General features: G+C 69.7%; 17 protein-coding genes and 1 tRNA gene. 8 read left to right on the forward strand and 10 right to left on the reverse strand.

Annotated features, from left to right (window positions below; genetic code table 11):
* Positions 1 to 14 precede the first annotated feature (14 nt).
* Positions 15 to 1,400 (reverse strand): DUF4032 domain-containing protein, encoded by a 1,386-nt coding sequence (locus OVA15_RS00065; RefSeq protein ID WP_268142287.1) that lies wholly within the window; start codon positions 1,398 to 1,400, stop codon positions 15 to 17.
* Positions 1,401 to 1,568: 168 nt separating this feature from the next.
* On the opposite strand from OVA15_RS00065, the gene OVA15_RS00070 reads away from it, so the two are divergent.
* From OVA15_RS00070 to OVA15_RS00080, 3 genes are read left to right on the forward strand one after another with little or no spacing between them, the layout of a single operon-like run.
* Complete coding sequence (locus OVA15_RS00070; RefSeq protein WP_268142288.1) at positions 1,569 to 2,855, forward strand: sugar ABC transporter substrate-binding protein; 1,287 nt, start codon at positions 1,569 to 1,571, stop codon at positions 2,853 to 2,855.
* Positions 2,855 to 4,459 carry an ABC transporter permease subunit gene (locus OVA15_RS00075; protein WP_268142290.1) on the forward strand — a complete coding sequence of 535 codons (1,605 nt, stop codon included), beginning with the start codon at positions 2,855 to 2,857 and terminating at the stop codon, positions 4,457 to 4,459. The genes OVA15_RS00070 and OVA15_RS00075 overlap by 1 nt, the downstream gene beginning before the upstream one ends.
* A gap of 1 nt (position 4,460) precedes the next feature.
* Positions 4,461 to 5,354 carry a sugar ABC transporter permease gene (locus OVA15_RS00080; protein ID WP_006215601.1) on the forward strand — a complete coding sequence of 298 codons (894 nt, stop codon included), beginning with the start codon at positions 4,461 to 4,463 and terminating at the stop codon, positions 5,352 to 5,354.
* A 17-nt stretch (positions 5,355 to 5,371) separates the two neighbouring features.
* On the opposite strand, the gene otsB is transcribed toward OVA15_RS00080, so the two are convergent.
* Both otsB and OVA15_RS00090 read right to left on the reverse strand, forming a co-directional pair.
* The gene (otsB, locus tag OVA15_RS00085) at positions 5,372 to 6,190 is read right to left on the reverse strand and encodes a trehalose-phosphatase (protein ID WP_268142292.1); all 819 of its coding nucleotides are present in this window, start codon (positions 6,188 to 6,190) and stop codon (positions 5,372 to 5,374) included.
* A 4-nt stretch (positions 6,191 to 6,194) separates the two neighbouring features.
* Positions 6,195 to 7,715 (reverse strand): alpha,alpha-trehalose-phosphate synthase (UDP-forming), encoded by a 1,521-nt coding sequence (locus OVA15_RS00090; RefSeq protein ID WP_259871499.1) that lies wholly within the window; start codon positions 7,713 to 7,715, stop codon positions 6,195 to 6,197.
* 214 nt (positions 7,716 to 7,929) lie between these two features.
* Here OVA15_RS00090 and OVA15_RS00095 point away from each other — a divergent pair, with 214 nt between their 5' ends.
* From OVA15_RS00095 to OVA15_RS00105, 3 genes are all read left to right on the forward strand, one after another.
* Positions 7,930 to 8,892, forward strand: coding sequence for a DsbA family protein (locus OVA15_RS00095; protein ID WP_268142295.1), 963 nt, complete (start codon positions 7,930 to 7,932; stop codon positions 8,890 to 8,892).
* A gap of 113 nt (positions 8,893 to 9,005) precedes the next feature.
* Positions 9,006 to 9,078: transfer RNA gene (locus tag OVA15_RS00100), tRNA-Thr, on the forward strand.
* Positions 9,079 to 9,101: 23 nt separating this feature from the next.
* Positions 9,102 to 10,475, forward strand: coding sequence for an NtaA/DmoA family FMN-dependent monooxygenase (locus OVA15_RS00105; protein ID WP_268142297.1), 1,374 nt, complete (start codon positions 9,102 to 9,104; stop codon positions 10,473 to 10,475).
* 66 nt (positions 10,476 to 10,541) lie between these two features.
* Here OVA15_RS00105 and OVA15_RS00110 read toward each other — a convergent pair whose 3' ends face one another.
* From OVA15_RS00110 to OVA15_RS00140, 7 genes are all read right to left on the reverse strand, one after another.
* Positions 10,542 to 11,144, reverse strand: coding sequence for a TIGR03085 family metal-binding protein (locus OVA15_RS00110; protein ID WP_006215596.1), 603 nt, complete (start codon positions 11,142 to 11,144; stop codon positions 10,542 to 10,544).
* Between the two features lie 245 nt (positions 11,145 to 11,389).
* On the reverse strand, positions 11,390 to 12,895 hold the full coding sequence (locus OVA15_RS00115) for a tripartite tricarboxylate transporter permease (RefSeq protein WP_268142299.1): 1,506 nt from the start codon (positions 12,893 to 12,895) through the stop codon (positions 11,390 to 11,392).
* Complete coding sequence (locus OVA15_RS00120; protein WP_326493298.1) at positions 12,895 to 13,248, reverse strand: tripartite tricarboxylate transporter TctB family protein; 354 nt, start codon at positions 13,246 to 13,248, stop codon at positions 12,895 to 12,897. The genes OVA15_RS00115 and OVA15_RS00120 overlap by 1 nt, the downstream gene beginning before the upstream one ends.
* Positions 13,233 to 13,481, reverse strand: a complete 249-nt coding sequence (locus tag OVA15_RS00125; RefSeq protein WP_268142301.1) for a hypothetical protein — start codon at positions 13,479 to 13,481, stop codon at positions 13,233 to 13,235. Before OVA15_RS00125 ends, OVA15_RS00120 begins: the two co-directional genes overlap by 16 nt.
* On the reverse strand, positions 13,478 to 14,491 hold the full coding sequence (locus OVA15_RS00130) for a tripartite tricarboxylate transporter substrate binding protein (RefSeq protein ID WP_259870704.1): 1,014 nt from the start codon (positions 14,489 to 14,491) through the stop codon (positions 13,478 to 13,480). Before OVA15_RS00130 ends, OVA15_RS00125 begins: the two co-directional genes overlap by 4 nt.
* A gap of 138 nt (positions 14,492 to 14,629) precedes the next feature.
* Entirely contained in the window at positions 14,630 to 16,690 is a 2,061-nt protein-coding gene (locus OVA15_RS00135) for an ABC transporter ATP-binding protein (RefSeq protein ID WP_268142304.1), read from the reverse strand.
* Complete coding sequence (locus OVA15_RS00140; protein WP_268142306.1) at positions 16,687 to 18,447, reverse strand: ABC transporter ATP-binding protein; 1,761 nt, start codon at positions 18,445 to 18,447, stop codon at positions 16,687 to 16,689. The genes OVA15_RS00135 and OVA15_RS00140 overlap by 4 nt, the downstream gene beginning before the upstream one ends.
* A gap of 254 nt (positions 18,448 to 18,701) precedes the next feature.
* Between OVA15_RS00140 and OVA15_RS00145 the strand changes: the two genes are divergently transcribed.
* Together OVA15_RS00145 and OVA15_RS00150 are read left to right on the forward strand one after the other, a co-directional pair.
* On the forward strand, positions 18,702 to 19,490 hold the full coding sequence (locus tag OVA15_RS00145) for a DeoR/GlpR family DNA-binding transcription regulator (protein ID WP_006215590.1): 789 nt from the start codon (positions 18,702 to 18,704) through the stop codon (positions 19,488 to 19,490).
* 171 nt (positions 19,491 to 19,661) lie between these two features.
* Positions 19,662 to 20,744 (forward strand): lipid II:glycine glycyltransferase FemX, encoded by a 1,083-nt coding sequence (locus tag OVA15_RS00150; RefSeq protein WP_006215589.1) that lies wholly within the window; start codon positions 19,662 to 19,664, stop codon positions 20,742 to 20,744.
* Positions 20,745 to 20,834: the final 90 nt, after the last annotated feature.

The following is a 20,834-nucleotide window of genomic DNA, read 5'->3' on the forward strand; positions in this document are numbered from 1 at the left end:
GGATCCGGGAGGCCTCAGAGCCTCATCTGCTCATCGGGCCTGCGCCGCAGCTGGGACTCCAGGTAGTCCTTCGTGGCGACCTCGGTCGGCACGTCGTGCTTCTGCCGCTCGGAGAGGAACCAGCGGTGCTCCAGCACCTCGTGGACGATCTCGGCGGGCTCGCGCTTGGCGCGCAGCTCCGCGGGGACCGCCTGCATCATGGGCGAGAAGACCTCCTGCTTCCACAGGCTGGCGGTCATGTCGTCGGGCAGCCCCGGGTACAGGGCGCGGCCGAACTGGCGGATGTCCGTGAGGATGCGCCGCGCCTGGTTCTCCCGGGCGTGCAGACCGGTCAGGTTCAGCAGCTCCCGGGTGTGGTGCCCCGGCTCGACCACGCGGGGGATCAGGCGCACCACGCCGTCGTCGTCGGTGTCCAGGGAGGCCTCCTCCACATCGAAGCCGAGGTCCTGGAGGCGCTGCACGCGCTCCGCCACGCGCCACTTCTGCTCGTGAGGGAAGCGCTCCTCTCCGGTGAGCTCCTCCCACAGGGAGTCGTAGGTCTCCGAGAGCCGGTTGGCGGTGGCGAACGGGTCCACCGGGGTCGAGGCGGTGGCCACGGCCGGGAGCACCGTCAGCGCCTGAGTGGCGGCCGCTGGCTCGTAGCCGGGCCCGGAGTGCGTGCCGCGGTCCTCGGGGTCGAGCTGATCGTCGCCGCGCAGGTCCTCATGGATGTCTGCGGGGTCCTGGTCCTGCTCGAAGGCCGCCAGCAGGTCCATGAGCTCGCCGGCCACGTTGGTCGTGGCCAGGTCCAGGTCGTAACGTCGCTGGCCGTCCGTCAGCCGCGGGTGCAGCTCGCCGGTCTCCGCATCCACCAGGCATGCCGCGAAGGCCCCGGCATCGCGCAGGAACAGGGTGTTCGACAGGGAGGCGTCCCCCCAGTAGAAGCCGGCCAGGTGCAGCTGGACCAGCAGCAGCGCCAGGGCATCCACGAGCTTGTTTGCGATCTCGGGGTCCGGATTGTCCGAGAACAGCACCCGGTAGGGCAGGGAGAAGGCCAGATGCTCCGTGAGCAGCACCGCAGGCAGCTCGGTGCCGTCCGGCGCACGTCGATCGGTGACCACGGCGACCGGCACGACCGACGGCGTGCCCATGTGCCGCAGTTGGCGCAGGACCTCGTACTCCCGCGAGGCATTGCGGGCCGTGGTCTCCTTGGCGGCCAGGACGCGCTCGCCCACCCGGGCGAAGCGCACGACGTGACGGGAGATGCCCCGGGGGTAGGCCACCAGGACGTCCTCGGGCCACTCGGCCAGCGGTACCTGCCACGGCAGATCCAGCAGCTCGGGCTGGGGGAAGCCGGTCTGGATGGATACGCGGCGCCCGTGGCGATGCGTCTCGGGCGGGGCGGTGGGGGACTCCGTCATGGGACAAGAGCCTACTGGTCAAGCGGCAGCCGGTGAGATGACGCCGGCGCTGCGCACATCACCTGGTCTGAGCGTGTCGCGTGTCACATAGTGGGCTGAGCATTTATCCTGGGGCTCCTGCAGCCTGGATTCGGGTATGCACCGTCCCAGATCGGAACGGAGATCACTGTGGAGCGAACGCCGTACCCGAGACACCGGGCTGCGACTGGACAGCGTCCTGACCGACGTCTGACGCGCCGGGCCCTGCTGGGCGGAGGCCTGGGTCTGGGTGCTCTCGGGGCGCTGAGCGCCTGCACCGAATCGGGCGCCGGTCTGGGACTCGGTGCAGGAACGCTGAAGATCCAGGCCGGTGACGACGAGATCCCCGGCCTGCGGCGCATCGCCGAGGGATTCACGCAGCAGACGGGCGTGAACGTCGAGTACATCCAGCGTGAGATCAACGCCGACTCGATCTCGGACTTCATCGCGCAGTCGCCCATGGGCCAGGCCCCGGACATCATCATCTCCCCGCATGACAGTCTCGGGCAGCTGGCCACGAACGGCGTCGTGGCATCGGTCGAGCTGGGCGACCGAGCGCAGGACTTCACGGACAACGCTCTGACCGCCGTCGTCTTCGACGGGGTGTCCTACGGGGTGCCCTATGCCGTGGAGTGCGTGGCGCTGATCCGCAACGATCAGATCACCGACGCGCAGCCGGAGTCCTTCGACGAGCTGCGGCGGATCGGCCGGCGGCTGATGCAGGAGCAGGGGCTGAGCTATCCGCTGGCGGTCTCCCAATCGCCCACCTCGGGAGATCCGTACCACCTCTACCCGCTGCAGACCTCATTCGGCGCGGAGGTCTTCCACCGGACCGAGGACGGCGAATACCTGCCCGAACTGACCATGGGCGGCTCGGAGGGCGAGGCCTTCGCCGACTACCTGGCCGAGCTCGGGGAGGCGGGCGATGTGCAGACCTCGATGACTCCCGACATCGCCTCTGAGGCGTTCCTCAACGGAGAGTCGCCCTTCCTGATCGGAGGGCCGTGGGAGCTCGCGGCGATCGAGGCGGCCGGGATGAGGTGCACCGTGCTCCCCGTGCCGCCAGCCGGTGACCAGCCCGCTCGGCCGTTCGCCGGAGTCCAGGCGCTGTTCGTCAACGCCCACGCGGCGAATCCGGTCGCCGCACATGACTTCGTGACCAACTGGCTGCCCACCACCGAGGCGCAGACCGCCCTCTACGAATCCACAGGGCGGCCTCCGGCCTCCGTCACCGCCGTGGAGGCGATGGACGGCGATCCCCTGCGCACCGAGTACGCCAGGATCGCCGACGAGCTGGCGCTGCCCATGCCGTCGATCCCGGCCATGGGAGCGGTGTGGAGCTTCTGGGGCACCACGGAGAACGCCATCCTGGACGGACGCGCGGAGCCCGGACCCCAGTGGCAGTCCATGATCGAGAGCATCGAGGGGCAGATCTGATGACTGAGCAGGTGAAGGCTCCGGAGATGGGCTCCGAGCTGGATTCGAAGCCCCCGCGACGCTCCCACACCCGGGGCTTCGGCGCCGGATTCCTGGTCAAGCTCGCCCTGATGGGGCTGGTCAACGCGTTCGGCCTCTATGGGATCGTGGCCTCGGCCACGGTCGGCAGCTGGGCGATCTGCCTCTTCCTGGTTCTCGCGCTGGTCATCGCCGACCTGATCTACTTCGTCCCCTCCCGGCGGATGCTCCCGGGCAAGTACCTGTTCCCCGGGCTGCTGATGCTCGTGGTCTTCCAGGTCTTCGTCATCCTCTACACGGGCATGACTGCGTTCACGAACTACGGCGACGGGCACAACGGCTCCAAGGACGAGGCGATCGCCCAGCTGACCCGCACCTACGAGCAGCGCGTGGAGGGCTCGCCCGAACGTGCTGTGACCGTGCTGCGCAGCGACGACGGCGACCTCGCCCTGGCGGCTGTCGAGGACGAGGAAGTGCTGATCGGCACGGCCGATCAGCCGCTGGCTGCTGAGGACTCTGCCCAGACGGACGGGGATCGGGTCACAGCTGCGGATGGCTACGAGGTGCTGGACTACGCGGGCGTCGTCTCGGCCTCGGAGGACCTGGAGCAGCTTCGCGTCCCGGTCTCGGGAGATCCGGATGACGGCTCGCTGCGGACCGAGGACGGGCGGACCGCCTATGCCTGGGAGCCGACGCTGAGCTACGACGAGGACACAGGCTCCATGGTCGCCGAGGACGGCACGGTGTACAGCGACTCCGGTGAGGGCTCGTTCGTCTCGGAGGCGGGCGAGGAGCTGCGTCCGGGCTGGCGGGAGTTCGTGGGATTCGAGAACTTCGCGGCGATCTTCGACCCCGAGATCCTGGGCGGGCCGTTCGTATCCGTGACGCTGTGGACCTTCGCCTTCGCCATCCTGTCGGTCGCGCTCACCTTCTTCCTGGGGCTGCTGCTGGCGATGCTGCTCAACGACCCCCAGCTGCGCGGACGCGGCTTCTACCGGGCGATCCTCTTCCTTCCCTATGCCTTCCCCATGTTCCTCTCGGCGCTGATCTGGGCCGGACTGCTGAACACCGACTACGGATGGATCAACCAGGTGCTGCTCGGGGGCGCAGGGGTGCCCTGGCTGGAGAACGCCTGGCTGGCGCGAGGCTCGGTCCTGCTGGTGAACCTGTGGCTGGGCTTCCCGTACATGTTCCTGATCTGCTCCGGGGCCCTTCAGGCGATCCCCTCCGAGATCTACGAATCGGCTTCGACCGACGGTGCGGGCCCGGTGCGTCGCTTCCGCTCGATCACGCTGCCGATGCTCATGGTGGCGGTGGGCCCGCTGCTGATCGCCTCCTTCGCCATGAACTTCAATAACTTCAACGTGATCTACCTGCTCACCGGCGGCGGGCCCGTGGACCTCGAATCCACGACGGGGGTCGGCGGGACGGACATCCTGATCACGTTCGTCTACAAGATCGCGTTCGCGGGCGGCACCAATGACTACGGTCTGGCGGCGGCCCTGTCGATCCTGATCTTCCTCATGGTCGCGCTCATCTCGCTGCTGACCTTCCGTCGCTCCCAGGCTCTCGAGGAGATCAACTGACATGGCCAGCACCGCAGGGTCTCGCACCCCTCGTCGTCGTCGCAGCGCCCGTGCACGCTCGAATGCCTGGTGGCGCCATCTCGCCGCCGTGGCCATGTGCGTGTTCGCGCTGTTCCCGCTCGTCTACGCCCTGTCGGCCTCGCTGTCGGCTTCGGGGTCGCTGGTGGGCTCGAATCAGCTGTTCGCCACCGTCACCGATGCGAACTACAGGCAGCTGTTCTCCGATCCGCAGAATCCGTTCCCGCGCTGGTTCCTCAATTCCATGATGGTCTCCACGATCACAGCGATCGGCACGGTGCTCATGGGGGCGGCGGCGGCCTATGCGTTCTCCCGGTTCCGCTTCCGGGGCAGACGCCAGGGGCTCATGGCACTGCTCATCATCCAGATGTTCCCCCAGCTGCTGGCCTTCGTGGCGATCTTCCTGCTCCTGTTCGCGATCTCCGAGGTCTATCCGGTCCTGGGACTGAACTCCCGCTTCGGCCTGATCGCTGTGTACCTGGGCGGGGCTCTGGGAGCGAACACGTTCCTGATGTTCGGGTTCTTCAACACCATCCCGCGGGACCTCGACGAAGCCGCGACGCTGGATGGGGCGAGCCATGCCCAGATCTACTGGCGGATGATCCTGCCGCTCGTGACGCCGATCATCGTGGTCGTCGGCATGCTCTCCTTCATCGCGTCGTTCTCCGACTTCCTGCTGGCGCAGATCGTCCTGCAGGATCCTCGCCAATACACGCTCGCGGTGGGCCTCTACCAGTTCGTCTCGGTCGAGTTCGGGGCGGACTGGGGAGTCTTCACAGCAGGAGCCGTGCTCTCGGCGCTGCCAGTCGTGCTGCTGTTCCTCTTCCTGCAGCGCTACATCGTGGCCGGACTCACCGGCGGGGCCGTCAAGGGCTGAGCAGATCTCGGATCCGCTCAGCCCAGGGCGTCCGCCCGCAGCTGCGCGAACTGCGTCAGCAGTCGCCCCAGGGCCTCGGGGGAGGCCACGCGAAACGGCGCGACCGTCTCCTTGTCGCCGACCTTCAGGCCGACGTCCTGGGGGCGCAGCGCTCGCATGCCGTCCTCGTCGGTGACGTCGTCGCCCACGAACAGCGCCGCATCCGCGCCGGTGGCCCGGATCAGCGCCTCGACGCCCTCGCCCTTGGTCGCCGAGAGCGCCGAGAGCACCGAGCACTCCATGACCTGCTGGCCCGGGGTGATGCGCAGTCCGTCCAGGGCCTCGAAGCGCCCGAGCATCTCGGCCAGCGCCTGATCCGACAGGGACTGGTCCTCCATGGGACGGGTGTGCAGGCAGACCCCTGCCGGCTTGAGCTCGGCCTTGGCCCCGGGATACCTGTCCACGACCTCGCGCACGGCGTCGACGGCGCGATCGAGTGCCACGAGCTGCTCCCCGGACAGGCGGATGGTCGTGTCGCCGGCGTCGGGCCCGAGCGGATGCAGGTCCAGCTCGGCCCCGTGGGACCCGCTGAGCAGCTTGGTGCGGTCCTTGTCCACGACGGAGCGCAGGAAGCCGAGGTCCCGCCCGGAGATGATGCCCACGTGAGTGCGCTCCATGGCCGCCAGCCGGTCGAGCGCCTCCTGGGCCTCGGGCAGCGCCCGGGAGTCCTGCGGGTCCACGGTGAAGGGGGCCAGGGTGCCGTCGAAGTCGAAGGCGGCCAGCAGGACGGGCGCCTTCGCCAGACGCCGCAGGGCCTCGAGCAGCTCAGGAGACAGGGCGTCGTCGGGAGAGGACATGGGCTCAGGACTCCTGGGCATCGTCGTTGCGGCGGCGGAGGGCGGCGAGGTCGTTGAGGAACGCCTCCTGCCAGGCGTCGACGTCGTGGGTCAGCACCTGCCGGCGCATGGCGCGCATGCGCTTGCGGGCCTCGTCGTCCGGCATGGCCTTGGCCGCGAGCATGAGCAGCTTGAGGTCGTCGATGTCGTGCGGGTTGACCAGGATCGCCTGCTTGAGCTGATCCGCCGCCCCCGTGAACTCGGAGAGCACGAGCCGTCCGCTGCCGTCGGCCTTGGCCGCCACGAACTCCTTGGCCACCAGGTTCATCCCATCGCGCAGGGAGGTCACGAGCATGACGTCGGTGGCCAGGTAGAGCGCGACCATCTCCTCGAACGGATAGCCGTGGTGGAGGTAGCGGATCGCGGTGTGGCCCATGGTGTCGTACTGGCCGTTGAGGTGCCCGACCATGCCCTCGACCTGCTCGCGCAGCACCTTGTAGGACTCCACGCGCTCGCGCGACGGGGAGGCGACCTGGACCAGGATGTCGTGATCGACATCGAGATCGCCGTCTGCCAGCAGCTCGCCGTAGGCCTTGATCCGATGGCGGATGCCCTTGGTGTAGTCCAGGCGGTCCACGCCCAGGAACACCGTCTCGGGATCGCCGAGCTCGCGGCGGATCTGCCGCGCGCGCTCCTTCGTCTCCTTCCGGGCGGCCATCTCCTTGATGCCCTCGACGTCGATCGAGATCGGGTACGGACCGGCCTTCAGGGTCCACGACGGATCGTCCGCGGCGTCCTCGCCCGTGAAGTCGAAGGCGGTGGAGGTGGTCTGCGCGGTGATCTCGGCCTCGCCGCGGCGGAAAGAGACTCCCAGGAACCGGCGGACGCAGTTCTGGAAGTTCTGGGCGTCGCCGGGGCGCTGGAAGCCGACCAGATCCGCACCGGTGAGGCCCTCGAGCACCGAGCGCCGCCAGGGCAGCTGGGCGAAGATCTCGACCGGCGGGAACGGGATGTGATCGAAGAACCCGATGGTCAGATCGGGACGCATCTGCCGCAGCATCCTGGGCACGAGCTGCAGCTGGTAGTCCTGCACCCACACGGTCGCGCCCTCGGAGGCAGCCGTTGCGGCGGCCTCGGCGAAGCGCCGGTTCACGTCCTTGTACGCGTTCCACCAGGTGCGGTGGTAGCTCGGCGGGGCGATGACGTCGTGGTACAGCGGCCACAGGGTGCCGTTGGAGAAGCCCTCGTAGTAGCGCTCGACCTCCCGGGCGGAGAGCTCGACCGGGACCAGGTGGAAGACGTCGTGGTCGAAGGGCTCGAGCTGCTCGTCCGGGCTGCCGGCCCAGCCGACCCAGGCGCCGTCGTTGCTGGCCATGACCGGGGCGAGCGCGGAGACCAGCCCGCCAGGGGAGCGATGCCAGGAGCTGCTGCCGTTCTCGTCGACGGCGCGGTCCACCGGCAGGCGGTTGGCGACGACGACGAAGTCCCGGCCCGGCCCGTCCCCAGTGGATGTCTGATCGGTGCTCGCGGATGCGGACTGGCTCACGGTGCACTCTCCTCCATCGGGTGATCTGCTGGCTCCAGTCTAGGTCGCCGCGCCTGGCCCGGCCCCGGGGCGTCTGCACGTCGGCTGGACGGTCCCTGATCGCGGAGGCGGGCGCGGTCACCGCTATCCTGGCGCGTGAGACCACTCGAGCCCGCGATACGCCCCCCGGGCACCGTGGTGCCGTCACCCCCGACCTTCACGCAGAAGAGGATCCATGGCCTCCACCCACGACAAGGACGATTTCAGGGCTCAGGCTCGCGGGATCGCCGAGAAGCACGCCCAGGCCGACCAGCGGCAGAAGCGCCTCCTCCAGGGCGGTATCGCGCTGCTCGTGGTCGCGGTCCTGGTCATCGCCGCGCTGGTGTTCTGGCAGGTGCGCTCCCAGCGCATCCCCGATTCCGGGCCCGTTCCCGCCAGCGCCAACCAGTGGGGCGGGATCGAGATGACCGCCGACGGCATCACGAAGGACTCCTCCGATACGGATGAGGTCTCCGCCGATGACGCCGGCGACCCGCCCGAGACCCCGCCGGAGACCCCGGAGGCCGAGGGCATCGTCGAGCCGGGAACGGCCGCCGATTCCGATGAGCCCGTGCAGATCGTGATCTGGCAGGACTTCGACTGCGTGCACTGCGCGGAGTTCGAGGAGGCCCACGCCGAGGACCTCGCGAAGGTCGTGGACTCGGGCGAGGCCACCGTCGAGTACCGCACGGTGAATTACCTGGACAACGCCACGTACTACTCCTCCCGCTCCGCGGCCGCCTTCTACGAGGTCGCCAACCAGGTGGGCACCGACGAGGCGCTCGCCTTCCAGGAGGAGATGTTCACGCACCAGGGCACCGGCGGGCTCGACAACGACGAGATCGTCGAGATCGCCTCCAAGCACGGCGCCGACATCGAGCAGGCCATGGACGATCAGGACTGGCGCCCGATGGTCGACTACACCTCCGCCACGGCCCAGGCCGACGGCGTGAACGGCACCCCCACCGCCATGGTCGACGGCGTGGTCTGGGAGCAGGGCTCGAGCCTCTCCGAGGCCGTCAAGGCCGCCGCCGAGGGCAAGGACCCGAACGAGGCCGGCGGCGAGGCCTCGGACTCCGCCTCGGGCGGGGCCACGGAGTCGCCGTCCGCCTCCGCGTCGGTCTCCTCGACCGCCTCGGCGGAGCCCACCGAAGGCTGATTCCCCCTCGGACCGCGCGACCACGGCGCCCGTCGAGCCCAGGGCTCGACGGGCGCCGTCGTGTCATCCGGGTGCTCCCCGCTAGGATGGCAGGGTCCTTCAGCAGAGGACGCGCCTCCTTAGCTCAGTCGGCAGAGCAGCTGCCTTGTAAACAGCAGGTCGTCGGTTCGATTCCGACAGGGGGCTCCGCTTGTGCCAGCATGTGGCTCATGATCCTGGCAGCGCTGGACATGATGGTCCCCACCCACCAGAGCACGGGGCTGTGGCGCCATCCTCGCGCTCAGCCGGAGCAGTACCGGGACCTGAGGTTCTGGACCGCCCACGCGCAGATGCTCGAGCGCGCCGGCTTCGACGCCCTGTTCCTGGCCGATGCCGCCGGGGTCTACGACGTCTTCGACGGCTCCGGGCGCACCGCCATCCGCTCCGGGATGCAGTACCCGGCGCTGGATCCCCTGACGGCCGTCAGCGCGCTCGCCGCAGCCACCACCACCCTCGGCTTCGGCGTGACGGCCTCGGTGAGCTACGAGCAGCCGTATCTGCTGGCGCGCCGCTTCGCGAGCCTGGACCACCTCACGGACGGGCGCATCGGCTGGAACATCGTGACCGGCTATCAGGAATCCGCCATGCGCAACCTCGGCGCCGGAGGCCAGCTGCCCCATGACGCCCGCTACGACCGGGCCGATGAGTTCATGGACGTGGTCTGCGCGCTGTGGGAGGGCACGTTCGAGCCGGGGGCGCTGCGCGCCGACGCCGAGTCCGGGATCTATCTCGACCCGGACCTCGTCCACGGGGCGGGTCATGAGGGCGAGCACTTCAGCGTCCCCGGACCCGCGCTCGTGGCGCCGGGCCCGCAGCGCACCCCGTACCTCTTCCAGGCGGGCTCCTCGCCGCGAGGGATGGCCTTCGCCGCCCGGCATGCCGAGGCCATGTTCTTCTCCGGGACCTCAACAGCATCCGTCCGTCGGCTCACGGACGCCGCGCGAGCCGGGTTGGAGCGGGAGGGCCGCGGGGCGGATGCTGCGCACATGCTGATGTCGATCACGGTGATCGCCGACAGCACCGACGCGGAGGCGGCCGAGCGCGCGGCTTCCTACGCCCAGTTCGCCGACCGGCAGGCTGCCCTGGCGCTGTTCGCGGGCTGGACCGGGCTCGACCTGGCGCCGTTCGACCCGCAGACCCCCTTGGCGCAGGCGGTCGCGCAGCTGACGGGCGACGGCGCCATCGAGGGCAACCGCTCAGCGCTGCAGTCCTTCCTGGAGCTGGACCCTGACCGGGACTGGACGGTGGGGGAAGTGGCTGCGCACATGTGCCTGGGCGCTCGCGGCCCCGTCGTGATCGGCTCGGGCGCCACGGTCGCCGAGGAGCTCGAGCGCTGGATGGCCGAGGCCGGCGTGGACGGCTTCAACATCGACTACGGCCTGCGCGACCTGGATATGACGGCCTTCGCTGAGCACGTGAGCCCCGAGCTGCGCCGCCGCGGGCACCTGCCCGAGGGCACCCGGCCCGGCTCGACGCTGCGCGGGCGGCTCACCGGCGCCGATCACCTGCCGAGCACCCACCCCGGGGCGGCGTTCCGGCGCTGAGGTGCCGCACAGAACGGAAGCGGCCCCCGACCATCCGGTCGGGGGCCGCTGGGGATCGAGGCGGGATCACTCGTCGGTGATCGCGACCTCCGCCTGCTCGCGGCGGCCGAAGGCCCACAGCAGCAGCTCGGACGGGGTGCCGCGCACGATGCGCACCGTCGTGGTCTTGGCCTTGCCCCCGGTCACGGAGCCGTAGCCGTTGGCCACCAGCAGGACGGAATCCTGCTCGGGACGCAGCAGAGCCTTGCCCATGAGCTTGAGGGCGGCCCAGAGGTCCCGCTCCTCCTCCTGCAGCAGCTGACGGCGGTGCCAGGTCTCCTGGGCTCGGCGAACGTCCTCGTGGTGGACGAAGAACTCGGCGGTGTTCATGCGCTTGTCCAGCGGGCCCAGTCGGGCTGGGGAGTAGAGGGCAGGCTTCTCGACCTTGGACACCAGCTCGCCCCAGTCCTGGCGGCGCAGCTGGGCGTCGGCCTCCTGGGCCCGCTTGCTCAGCACGGGGATCTTGGGCAGGACGGTGCCCGCGATGAGATCAGGGCGGGAGTCGCGCTCGATCAGGTGGACCGCGAGGTCACGGGTGACCCAGCCCTCGCACAGGGTGGGGGCATCCGGCCCCACGCGGCGCAGCAGGGCTGCCAGGTGACGGCGCTCGACGACGGCGAAATTGGTCACTTCATCTCCTCCCGGCGCGCTCCGGGTCGCCGGAGGCGCTCATGCGATGACTGATGCGATGCCTTCCTCCCCAACGTATCCGCGCACGCCGAGGGGAGGAACCGCACTCGTCGCATCGGCTCGAATGCACAGGACATTCCCACGGGGATCCGCCGCGGGACCGCCGAGCACCTGGCCCGGGCACGACGAAGGCCCTCCTCGATGGGCACTGCGCACCGAGGAGGGCCTTCGCGGCTCGACCCGGCTCAGACGTCCTTGCGGGTGCGGCTGACCACCTTGGCGCGGATGGACAGGAGCAGGATCACGGCGAGCAGCCCGTAGAGCACCCAGGTGATGGGGCCGTCGATCAGCACGGAGGGATCACCGGCGGAGGACACCAGCGCATCCCGCAGGGAGGTCTCGGCCAGCGGCCCGAGGACCATGCCGATGATCAGCGGCGCCATGGGGAAGTCGTTGAGCCGCATGACGAACGCGATCAGTCCGAGCACCAGCAGCAGGCCCAGGTCGAACAGGGCGCTCGACGACGCGTAGATGCCCAGCGCGCAGAAGACCATGATCCCGCCGTAGAGATACGGGGCGGGGATCAGCAGCAGCTTGGCCCAGACCTGTGCGAACGGCAGGTTGATGATCAGCAGGACCACCATGGCCATGAAGAAGCTGGCCAGCAGCGCCCACACCAGGTCCGAGGAGCGCTCGAACAGCAGCGGGCCGGGCTGCAGGCCGTACTGCCGGAAGGCCGCCAGCATGATGGCCGCGGTGGCGGAGACCGGCAGGCCCAGGGCCAGCAGAGCGCCCATGGCCATGCCGGTGGTCGAGTTGCCGGCGGCCTCGGGTGCGGCCAGGCCGCGGATGGCCCCCTTGCCGAACTGGGGGTCCTTGCGGCGTCGATCCAGCGATCGCTCGGTGCCATAGGCCAGGAAGGTGGGGATCTCGGCGCCGCCGGCGGGGATCACGCCGAAGGGCAGGCCGATGGCGGTGCCGCGGCCCCAGGCCGGGGCCGCCTCCCGGAACTCCTTGCCCGACAGCCACGGACGGCCCTTGGAGGCGACCATGGTCCCCTGCGGGGTGTGCCGGGTGACGGTGGCGTAGTGGAAGACCTCGCCGAGAGCCAGCACGGCCACGGTGACGGTGACCAGCGAGATGCCGTCGAAGAGGTTCTGGGAATCGGCGGTGAAGCGAGGGATGCCGGTGACGGAGTCGATGCCGATCACCGCGATGCCCAGGCCGAGCAGCAGCGACAGCAGGCCCTTGACCGCCGAGTCGGTGACGACGGAGGACGTGGCCATGAAGGCGAACAGGGCCAGGGCGAAGTACTCGGCCGGTCCGAAGCTGGAGGAGAACCTGGCCAGCCAGGGCGCGACGAACACCAGCAGGATCGAGGCCGTGAAGCCGCCGACGAACGCGCCGATCGCGGCCGTGGCCAGGGCCTGGGGCGCTCTGCCGTCCTTGGCCATGCGATGGCCCTCGAACGTGGAGGCGATCGCCGATCCCTGCCCCGGAGTGTTCATGAGGATGCCCATGGTGGAGTCGCCGAACAGGCCGCCGAAGTAGACGCCCGAGAACATGATGAACGCGGCGGTGGGCTCGAGGGCGAAGGTCACGGGCAGCAGCAGCGCCACGGCCATGGAGGAGCCGAGCCCGGGGATGACGCCCACAGCGGTGCCCAGAAGGCACCCGGCGACGACCCAGAAGAGGTTGCTCAGCGTCAGGGCTCCGGCGAAGCCGTCGGCCAGAAGGGACAGGGATTCCATCAGAACGCACCTCCCAGGATGCCGGAGGGCAGGTTCAGGCCCAGCCCCATGTCGAAGCCGATGTAGGCCAGCGAGCTGACCGTCAGGCCCACCGCGAGCGAGGTCAGCGGGCTGCGGTTGCCGAACCCGCGGGCCACGAACCAGAAGAGCAGCGCCGCGGCCAGGACCCAGCCGAGCAGCCGCAGGGTGAGGATGAACAGGATGAACCCGCCGACGGTCCAGACCAGTGCGGGCCAGTCGAACGGCGCGGCCGACTCGGCGGCGGCCGCGGGCGCGGGGCCGCGACGGGAGCGGTTCCGGGCGATGCTCAGCAGCTCCAGGGCCGTCAGCGCGTAGATCAGCCCGGCGATGATCGCGGGGAAGAACCGGGGCCCGGGAAGTCGGTGGAGTCCGTGACCTCGATCAGGAACAGGTTCACCGTCAGATAGGTCGCGAACGCGAGCAGGATCAGCGGAGTGAGCAGATCGCGGATCAGCGTGGTGCGCACCTCGGGCTCGGCGGAGGAGCTCGAAGGCGCTGCGGGGTCGCGGGGCTCGTCGGAGCCGTCGGCCCAGGGGGTCTCGGCGGCGGATGCTGAGGTGCTCATGAGCCCATCTCCTCGTACAGGCCGGAGATGCGCTCGCGCTCGGTCTCCAGGAAGTCGGTCAGCTCGTCGCCGAAGATCCGGTTCTCGGACCAGTGGTAGCGCTCCACGGCCTCGGCCCATTCGGGGGCGTCGATGGTCTCGAGGATCACGTCCTCCAGCTCGGCCTTCTCCTCTTCCGTGATTCCCGGAGGGGCTGCGAGCAGGCGCCAATTGGTCAGCGATACGTCGTATCCCTGGTCGACGGCGGTGGGGATGTCGATGCCCTCGACCGGCTCGGGGGCCACCAGCGCCAGCGCGCGCAGGTTCCCGGCCTCGATCTGATCCACGTTGTCCGGGTAGCCGCCCGTGGCCGCCTTGGCGGTGCCGTTGAGCAGCGCCTGGATGGCCTCGCCGCCGCCGTCGGAGGACACGAACTGGAAGTTCGCCAGGTCCACCCCGGCCTTCAGCGCCAGATCGGTGATCACGAGCTCGTCGAACGAGCCGCCGCCGGTCCACGGGAGGGCCCCCGGGTCGTCCTTCCACGCCTTCACGAGGTCGTCGAGGCTCTCGTAGGGGGAGTCTCCGGGCACGACGATCACGCCGTACTCCTCGACCACGACGGCCAGAGGGGTGACGTCGTCGAGGGTCGCCTCCGTCTCGTACTGGATGGTCGCCGCGAGCTGGCCGGTGCCGCCGACCATCAGGGTCTGCGGGTCGCCCTCCATGTTGATGAGGTTGCTCAGCGCGATCGTGCCGCCGGCACCGGGCTGATTGACCACCTGGGTGTTGTTGATGATCTGGTTCTCGCGCTGGACCATCTGCATCTCACGGGCGATGGTGTCCCATCCGCCGCCGGCCGCGGCCGGGGCGATGATCGTGAGGTTCGAGCGCAGATCGGTTCCGGAGGTGCGCGAGGTGATCGAGCCGTAGGCCGCGGTCCCGAATGACCCGAGCGCGACGACCGCGCCCAGTCCCTTCAGAACGGCCCGACGGCCCGGGGGACCTGTCTGCGGTGTTTCCTGTGCTTCCACGGGAGGGCTCCTGCTGGTGCGTGGCGCAGCCGCAGGTCAGAGGTGGTGGCATCCCGACCCGCGGCTGATGATGTGCGCCATGCTACATGTGAACTCGCACACAATCGCATCTGAGCCGAGCCCCCGCAGCGGCCGCGATCACAGCTGATCGAGCGAGCCGGTGAGGGCCTCGGGCTCCTCGGGAGGCTCCTCGCTGAACTGGCTCTCGTAGAGCGCCCGATAGGCCCCGGGGCGGGACATCAGCTCGTCGTGGGAGCCCTGCTCGATGATCCGGCCGCCGCTCATCACCAGGATCGTGTCCGCGTCGCGGATGGTGGAGAGGCGGTGGGCGATCACGAACGATGTGCGGCCACGGCGCAGCGCGGCCATGGCCTTCTGCACCGCGACCTCCGTGCGGGTGTCCACCGACGAGGTCGCCTCGTCCAGGATCAGCAGGGCGGGTGCCGCCAGGAAGGCGCGGGCGATCGTGATGAGCTGGCGCTCGCCGGCGGAGATGCTGCCGCCGTCGTTGTCCAGCACGGTCTCGTAGCCCTGGGGCAGGGAGCGCACGAACCGATCCACCGAAGTGGCGCGGGCCGCCTTCTCGACCTCCTCGTCGGTGGCCTCGAGGCGCCCGTAGCGGATGTTCTCGCGGATGGTCCCGGTGAACAGCCACGCGTCCTGCAGCACCATGCCCACCTGCGAGCGCAGCTGCGCACGGGTCATCTCCCGGATGTCGGTGCCGTCCAGAGTGATGCGCCCGGAGTCGATCTCGTAGAAGCGCATCACCAGGTTGACCAGTGTGGTCTTGCCCGCGCCGGTGGGGCCCACGATCGCGACCGTGCGCCCCGGCTCGGCGGTGAAGGAGAGGTCCTCGATCAGCGGCTCGTCGGGCTGGTAGGAGAAGTCCACGTGCTCGAACTGCACGCGGCCCTCGATGCGCTCGGGCATCTGCGCCGGAGCGGACTCGGGCTCCTGCTCCGGGGCGTCCAGCAGCTCGAAGACGCGCTCGGCGGAGGCTACGCCCGACTGGATCTGGGTGGCCATCGAGGCGACCTGCGACAGGGGCTGGTTGAACTCACGCGAGTACTGGATGAAGGCCGTGGCCGCACCCAGCGTCATGGACCCCGACACCACGCGCATCCCGCCGACCACGGCGATGCCCACGTAGGACAGCCAGGAGACGAACTGCATGATCGGCATGATCGTCCCGGAGACGAACTGGGCGGAGAAGGCCGAGCGGTAGAGGTCGTCGTTGCGGTGATCGAAGTCCCGGGCCATGTCGTCCTCGCGCCCGAAGACGGTCACGAGCTGGTGGCCGGTGAAGTCCTCCTCGATCTGGCCGTTGAGGGCTCCGGTGGCCGCCCACTGCTTCCCGAAGTGCTTCTGGGCACGAGAGCCCACGATCCCGGCCGCGGCGGCGGACAGCGGCAGCGCGATCAGCGCCACGAGTGCCAGCTGCCAGGACAGCACGAACATCATGATCAGGATGCCGAGCACCCGCATGATGTTTTCGAGCAGTGACGAGAAGGTCTGCTGCAGCGCCGTCTGGACGTTGTCGACGTCGTTGGTCACCCGCGACATCACATCCCCGCGGCGGCGGGTGTCGAAGTAGCTCAGCGGGATCCGGTGCAGCTTGTCCTCGACCTGGGCGCGCAGGTCCCGGATGATCCGCACGGAGATCGTGTTGAGGATCCGGCCCTGGGCCCACTGCAGGACCGAGGCCACCAGGTACATGGCCAGCACGAGCATGATCAGCTGGCCCAGCCGACCGAAGTCCACTCCGGAGCCTGGGTCCAGCGTCATGGTCGAGAAGACGTCGGCCAGGGAGTCGCGCCCGTCGGCGCGCAGGCCGTCGACGACCTCCTGCTGCGTGGCATCCGGCGGGAGGTCCCGGGACAGCACACCGGCGAAGACGACGTTCGTGGCCTGGCCGAGCAGCATGGGTGCCAGCACGGAGAGCAGGACGGATCCCGTGATGAACACCTGCACCACGGCCAGCCCCGCCTTGAAGTCCATCATGAGGCCGCCGAGCCGGCGCACCGAGGGCCAGAAGCTGCGCGGCTTGCGCGCGGGAGCGCCGCCGCCCCAGCCGTCGTCAGCGGGAGCGTCATCCAGGTCGATCTCGGGGGAGATCAGGGAATCGTCCTTCAGGGCCTCGTCCCCGGCCGCGGCTTCGGCGCGGCCGCGGCGACGTGCAGAGGAGGTGCTGGGGCTCATCGGGCGGCCTCCGCTTCCGTGTCGGCCGAGGGATCCTCGGGACTGAGCTGGGAGTCCACGATCTCCCGGTAGGTGGCCGAGGACTCAAGCAGCTCGGCGTGGGTGCCGCGGGCGGTGAGTCGGCCGTCGTCGAGCACGAGGATCTGATCGGCATCGAGCACGGTGGCCACGCGCTGGGCGACCACGATCTGGGTGACGTCGCGGGTCACGGGACGCAGCGCCGCCCGCAGCGCGGCATCCGTGGTGACGTCCAGGGCCGAGAACGAGTCGTCGAACAGGTGGACCACGGGATCCGCGATCAGCGCCCGTGCGATGGACAGGCGCTGGCGCTGCCCGCCCGAGACGGTCGTTCCGCCCTGGGACACGTACGTCTCGAGCTGCTCGGGCATCCGGCGCACGAAATCGGCGGCCTGCGCGGTCTCCAGGGCCTCCCACAGCTGCTCGTCGGTGGCCTCGGGGCGCCCGAAGCGCAGGTTGGAGGCGATCGTCCCGGAGAACAGGTAGGGCTTCTGCGGCACGAGCGCCACGCGGCGCACGATCTCGCTGCGGGCCAGGCGCGAGGTCTCCGCCCCGTCGAGCAGGACCTGCCCGTGCGTGGGGTCGTCCAGGCGCGGGATGAGGTGCAGCAGCGTGGTCTTCCCGGCGCCGGTGGAGCCGATGATCGCGGTGGTGGTGCCCGGGCGGGCCGTGAAGCTGATGCCCTCCAGCACCGGGGCCTCCGCGCCGGGGTAGGAGTAGGAGACGTCCCGGAACTCGACGACGCCCTCGAGGCGCTGCGGGGCCTGCGGCTGCAGCGGTTCGTGGAGGCTCGTCTCCGTGCGCAGGACCTCTCCGATGCGCTCGGCGCTGACCATGGCCCGGGGGACCATCATCATCATGAACACGCCCATCATCAGGGCCATGAGGATCTGCAGCAGGTACTGCGTGAACGCGGTCATCTGCCCGACCTCGAGCAGCCCCTCATCCACGCGGTGGCCGCCGAACCACAGCACCGCGGCGGTGGCCAGGTGAAGGATCATCATGATCAGGGGGAACATCAGCACGAACAGCTGCCCGATGCGCAGGGAGATCCCGGAGAGCTCGTCGTTCACACCGGCGAAGCGCTGGCGCTCGTGGTCCTCGCGCACGAAGGCCCGCACCACGCGCATGCCGACCACCTGCTCGCGCAGCACGCCGTTGATGTCGTCGATCCGGCCCTGCATGGAGCGGAACAGGGGCATGAGCCTGCGCATGATCAGCAGCAGCAGCACCACGAGCAGCGGGATCGCGACCCAGACCAGCCAGGACAGGCCGGGGTCCGTGCGCAGGGCCATGGCCAGGCCGCCGATGCTCATCAGCGGCGCGGTGATCATCATGGTCAGGCCCATCAGGGTCAGCATCTGGATCTGCTGGACGTCGTTCGTCCCGCGCGTGATCAGCGACGGTGTGCCGAAGCGGTCCATCTCGCGCCCGGAGAAGCGGGCGACCCGGCGCTGGACGGCGTGGCGCAGGTCGCGTCCGGTGCCCATGGCCACGCGCGCGCCGCAGTACACGGCCGCCACGGCAGTCACTGCCTGCAGCAGCGTCACACCGAGCATGACCAGACCCGTGGAGACGATCACCCCGGTGCGGCCCTGGGCCACCCCGCCGTCGATGATGCGCGCGTTGAGCGCGGGCAGCAGGAGGATCGTCATGGTCGCGGCCAGCTGCAGGACGACCGTTCCCAGGATCCAGCCGGGGTAGCGGCCCGCGTAGTCGCGGATCAGGCGCAGGAGCAAGCGGTGCCTCCAAGGGGGCGGACGAGGGGCGCAGGGATTGGGTGCCTCCGTCATCGATGACGGGGTGCGCGGAAGGGGCAGGGGCCCGGAAGCCGGGCCCGGCCCGGGACAGGATAGACCTTCGGACAGGGAGGCTCCCGATAGTCTCGGGGGCGACGCCCCGGGTCGCAGCGGCCCTGTCTCGGCTGCCGCGAAAGGACCGCGCACCGAGGAGGGGGCGAGGCACGGACTCGGGTCCCAGGAGGAATCGGCACATGTTCGCACAGGAGCGGCAGGCGGAGATCGCCGAGCTGGTCAGCGCATCCCGTCGGGTCAGCGGCGCCGACCTGTCCCGGCGATTCGACGTGGCCATGGAGACCGTGCGCCGGGATCTGGCCGCGCTCGAGGCCGCGGGCAGGCTGCGTCGAGTGCACGGCGGGGCGGTCTCCCTCGACCGGCCGGCCTCCGTCGAGGCAGCGATCGCAGGGCGCGAGGCGCCGAAATCCCCGGCCAAGCGGCGCATCGCCGCGGCTGCCGTGCGCCTGCTCGAGGCCGAGGGTGCGGTCACCGTCGTCCTGGACGCGGGCACCACGGTGGAGGCGGTGGCCGATGAGCTCGCGAACTGGCGGTCCGATGACTCCGAGCAGCCGCTGCAGGTGCTGACCCACGCGCTGCACGTGGCCGGGCGGCTGGCCGATCACCCGGACATCGAGCTCGACATGGTCGGCGGCGCTGTCCGCAAGCTCACCTGGGCGGCCGCCGGAGCCCGCACCGCCGGGCACTACTCCGACCACCGGGTGGACCTGGCGATCCTGGGCTGCTCGGGGGTCTCGGAGGGCTTCGGATTCTCCACGCCGCACGCGCCAGAGGCCGCGGTCAAGGCGGCGATCGCAGGGGCCGCCCGCCGGGTGGTCGTGGTCTGCGACGCCGAGAAGCACGGCCACGAGACGTTCTCGCGCTACGCCCATCTGAGCGAGATCGACGTCATGATCACCGACGCCGAGCCGCCGTCCGGGCTCGCCCGCGCCCTGGAGCGCGCCGGTGTGGAGGTCGTCATCGCCTGAAGGACGCGCAGGGGCGGTGCCGGGGTCCGAGCAGGGATCACCCGGTACGGTGGGAGGCCGAGACCCCTGTCCGCGAGCCCGGGCGGCGCGGGCCTGCTGTCGGCCCCCGTCCCGTCCTCGCCGAGACAGCCCCCGAGCGATCGTCCCGGGGCATGACCCGAAAGGAGCACCGTGCGCGCTTTCACCGCACGCTTCGCCACGACCCAGGAGATCGACGCCTGGGATGAGCATGTGCAGTCCAACCCGCGCGGAGGAGACCTGCTGCAGGCGTCCTCGTACGCCGACGTCAAGAAGGATCACGGCTGGCGGCCCGTGCACCTGGTCCACGAGCCGCGCGACGGATCGCAGCCGGTGTTCACGCTCGTGCTGGAGAAGGTCGTTCCGGGGCTGGGCAGCCTCTGGTACATGGCCAAGGGCCCGTCGGTCGAGGCCGGCGAGGACCTGGTCGGCTTCGCCGAGGCTACGGAGGAGCTGATCCGCCGCAAGCGCCTGGGCGTCTTCATGGTCAAGATGGAGCCGGTGCTGCTGGATGACCCCGAGCTCACGTCCACCCTGGAGGACGCCGGCCTGGTGCATTCCTTCCCGATCCAGTCCAACGACTCGACCGCGCTGCTGGACACCGACCGCAGCGAGGACGAGGTCTTCAAGGCCCTGCACTCCCGCGGCCGCAACGCGGTGCGCCGCGCGATCCGGGAGGAGGCGCGCGTCGAGCGCGTGCCCGTCACGGAGGAGAACATGCAGGCCATGTTCGGGCTGATGCAGACCATCGGACAGGGCCACGCCAGCGTCATGCTGCGTCCGTACGAGTACTACCAGCGGTTCTGGACGAACTTCGACCAGGCCGGGCAGGGACGCCTGTACTTCGCCTACGAGGACGGCGAGCCCTCCGTCGGCGCCTTCGTGGTGGCCTTCGGGAGGCACGGCTTCTACAAGGACGGCGGGTCGAAGCCCCGGCGCAAGCAGTACGGCGATTCGCACCTGGTGCAGTGGACCGCGCTGACGGATCTCATGAAGGACCACGGGATCATCGACTACGACTTCGTGGGCACCCCGCCCAAGGACCGGGTCAAGGACAAGGAGCACCCGTTCCACGGGCTGGGGCTGTTCAAGACGTCGTTCACCAAGACCGTCATCGACTACACCGGCGTGTGGGATCAGCAGATCTCCCCCTGCCGGGCCCGCCTGTGGAACACCGTGATCGAGAAGGTCATGCGACGACTGTGGGTCCGCTCCCGCAACGAGGCGTTCTACTGAGCCGACGACCGGCCACCTGCCCGGCCTGCCCGGGTGCCCGTGCCGGATGACGCCGCACGGCGGCATCCGGCGCGATGCATGTCGGAACAC

It is taken from the genome of Kocuria sp. SL71, from assembly GCF_026672465.1.
GTDB classification, from domain to species: Bacteria; Actinomycetota; Actinomycetes; order Actinomycetales; family Micrococcaceae; genus Kocuria; species Kocuria palustris.